Origin of the sequence: Cellulomonas sp. (genome assembly GCF_035634735.1) — a bacterium.
In the GTDB taxonomy this organism is placed as follows: Bacteria; Actinomycetota; Actinomycetes; order Actinomycetales; family Cellulomonadaceae; genus Cellulomonas.
In genome coordinates, this window is sequence record NZ_DASQCJ010000112.1 from 1 (window position 1) to 2,696 (window position 2,696).

The 2,696-nt window shown below is 72.2% G+C and carries 3 protein-coding genes; 2 read left to right on the plus strand and 1 reads right to left on the minus strand.

Annotation, left to right across the window (positions count from 1 at the left end):
* Window positions 1–397: sigma-70 family RNA polymerase sigma factor (locus VER05_RS09975; RefSeq protein WP_324845205.1), on the plus strand; the 397-nt coding region annotated here is incomplete at its 5' end.
* A 224-nt stretch (window positions 398–621) separates the two neighbouring features.
* Here VER05_RS09975 and VER05_RS09980 read toward each other — a convergent pair.
* Window positions 622–861 carry a DUF7455 domain-containing protein gene (locus VER05_RS09980; RefSeq protein WP_147796472.1) on the minus strand — a complete coding sequence of 80 codons (240 nt, stop codon included), beginning with the start codon at window positions 859–861 and terminating at the stop codon, window positions 622–624.
* Between the two features lie 162 nt (window positions 862–1,023).
* On the opposite strand from VER05_RS09980, the gene VER05_RS09985 reads away from it, so the two are divergent.
* On the plus strand, window positions 1,024–2,696 hold a 1,673-nt coding region (locus VER05_RS09985), incomplete at its 3' end, for an ATP-binding protein (RefSeq protein ID WP_414647601.1).

Sequence of the window (2,696 nt, forward strand, 5' to 3'; positions counted from 1 at the left end):
GGAGCTCGCCAAGGAGCTCGACATGACCCCCGAGAAGGTCGTCGAGGTCCAGAAGTACGGCCGCGAGCCCATCTCGCTGCACACCCCGCTCGGCGAGGACGGCGACAGCGAGTTCGGTGACCTCATCGAGGACTCCGAGGCCGTCGTGCCCGCGGACGCGGTGAGCTTCACGCTGCTCCAGGAGCAGCTGCACCAGGTGCTGGACACGCTGTCCGAGCGCGAGGCCGGCGTCGTGTCGATGCGGTTCGGCCTCACGGACGGCCAGCCGAAGACGCTGGACGAGATCGGCAAGGTCTACGGCGTGACCCGCGAGCGGATCCGCCAGATCGAGTCGAAGACGATGTCCAAGCTGCGCCACCCGAGCCGCTCTCAGGTGCTGCGCGACTACCTGGACTGAGCCGGTACGACGAAGGGCCCGCCCCCCGCGAGGGGGGCGGGCCCTTCGTCGCGTCCGAGGTGTCGGCGACGCCCGGCGGCGCGATGCGGGCGGGTCGTGCGCGCGAGCCCGGGGTCCGCGCACGACGAGGGGCCCGCCTCCGGCTGCAGCCGGGGCGGGCCCCTCGTCGTGTCGTCCCGGCGGGCGCCACCTCGTCCTGGCGCGCCCGCGGGGTGGTGGCGCGCTCAGCGAGCGGCGCCGGCTCCGGCCCCGTGCTCGGCGAGCAGCTTGTCCGTCTCGTCCTGCACGTGGGTCGCGACCTGCGAGTACTTCGGCGCGTGCTCGCGCGCGTGGTGCGCGCAGAACAGGAGCTCGCCCACGGGCAGCTGCACGCGGACGTAGGCCTGAGCGCCGCAGCGGTCGCAGCGGTCGGCTGCGGTCAGCGGGTTCGTGGTCTCGATCGTCTCCGTCACGTTGACATACAACCATCCCGGGCCGAGATCCTTCCCGTCGAGGGCGGGTGGTTCGCTCACCGCGTACGGCGGATCACCCGACGTCATGGACCCGTCACGCGTCCGACACCGGATCGTGACCGCGCGCGCACCGCGTGCTGAGGATCGGCGGCGGGCCGCGGCATGGTGCCGCGGATGTGTCGGTCCGAGCGATTACCCTCGGGACTCGTGTCGACCGCTTCCGCCGAGTCCAGCTACACCGCCCGCCACCTCTCCGTGCTGGAGGGGCTCGAGGCGGTGCGCAAGCGCCCGGGCATGTACATCGGCTCCACCGACTCCCGGGGCCTGATGCACTGCCTCTGGGAGATCATCGACAACTCCGTCGACGAGGCGCTGGCGGGGCACGGCGACCGCATCGACATCGTGCTGCACGCCGACTCCTCGGTGGAGGTCCGCGACAGCGGCCGCGGCATCCCGGTCGACGTCGAGCCCAAGACCGGGCTGACGGGTGTCGAGGTCGTGCTGACCAAGCTGCACGCGGGCGGCAAGTTCGGCGGCGGCTCCTACGGCGCGTCGGGCGGCCTGCACGGCGTCGGCGCGTCGGTGGTCAACGCGCTGTCCGAGCGCCTCGACGTCGAGGTGGACCGCGGCGGCAAGACGCACCGCATGACGTTCCACCGCGGCGAGCCCGGCGTGTTCGACGACGCCGCCGGCCGCAGCCCCGAGTCGCCGTTCGAGCCGTTCGTCGCCCGCTCGCAGCTCGACGTCGTCGGCAAGGTCGCCAAGGGGCGCACCGGCACGCGCATCCGGTACTGGGCGGACCGGAACATCTTCCCGACCTCGGCGGTGTTCTCCTACGACGAGCTCGTGACCCGCGCCCGGCAGACCAGCTTCCTGGTGCCGGGCCTGACGATCACCGTCCGCGACGAGCGCGGGCTGCCCGGCACGCCCGCGGCCGAGGGCCCGCACGAGGAGGTGTTCCGGCACGACGGCGGCACGGTCGACTTCGCCGACTTCCTCGCGCCGGACGCCCCGGTCACCGACACCTGGCAGCTCACCGGCTCGGGCACGTTCTCGGAGACGGTGCCGGTCCTGGACGCGCGCGGGCACATGACGCCGCAGGAGGTGCAGCGCGACTGCGAGGTCGACGTGGCGCTGCGGTGGGGCACGGGCTACGAGACCGAGGTCCGGACCTTCGTCAACATCATCGCGACGCCCAAGGGCGGCTCGCACCTCGCGGGCTTCGAGACCGCGGTGCTGCGGACGCTCCGCAAGCAGGTCGAGGCCAACGCCCGCCGGCTGAAGATCTCCGCGAAGGACGGCGGGGAGAAGATCGAGAAGGACGACGTCCTCGCCGGCCTCACCGCCGTCGTGACCGTCCGCCTGGCCGAGCCGCAGTTCGAGGGCCAGACCAAGGAGGTGCTCGGCACCGCCCCGGTGCGGAACATCGTCGCGAAGGTCGTCGACACCGAGCTCGCCGCGATCATGACCTCGGCCAAGCGCGAGCACAAGGCCCAGTCGGCCGCGCTGCTCGACAAGGTCGTGGGGGAGATGCGCGCCCGCGTGTCGGCGCGCAAGCAGAAGGAGATCTCCCGCCGCAAGACCGCGCTGGAGTCCTCGTCCCTGCCCGCGAAGCTGGCGGACTGCCGCAGCGACGACGTCTCGCGCAGCGAGCTGTTCATCGTCGAGGGCGACAGCGCGCTCGGCACCGCCAAGCTCGCGCGGTCCTCGGACTTCCAGGCGCTGCTGCCGATCCGCGGCAAGATCCTCAACGTCCAGAAGGCGTCGATCTCCGACATGCTGCGCAACGCCGAGTGCGCCGCGATCATCCAGGTGATCGGCGCGGGGTCCGGCCGCACGTTCGACCT